Here is a 205-nt window from a genome sequence, read left to right as displayed (position 1 = left end):
TCGAGGACGCGGGCAACCTGAACGCGGACGCGAGCCGCAAGCCAGCGAGCGAAGACTTCACGGTGCTCGTCGCGGGCGAGCGCAACGCCGTCACGAATGTGGTCGTGAACGCGCAAGAGAAAACCGTCACGCTGACGCTGACCAGACCGGTGACCGCTGGCCAGACGACGACCGTCGCGTACAGCGACAGCACGCCCAGCGACAC

Annotated in this window: 1 protein-coding gene; it reads left to right on the top strand. The window is 66.8% G+C overall.

Annotated elements, in window-relative coordinates:
* Nucleotides 1-205: SwmB domain-containing protein (locus tag VTU_RS28610; RefSeq protein ID WP_010107358.1), on the top strand; the 205-nt coding region annotated here is incomplete at both ends.

The sequence above is a fragment of the Verminephrobacter aporrectodeae subsp. tuberculatae At4 genome, assembly GCF_000193225.1.
In the GTDB taxonomy this organism is placed as follows: Bacteria; Pseudomonadota; Gammaproteobacteria; order Burkholderiales; family Burkholderiaceae_C; genus Acidovorax; species Acidovorax aporrectodeae.
The sequence above is the reverse complement of the archived record's forward strand: the minus strand, read 5'-3'. Positions and strand labels throughout refer to the sequence as shown.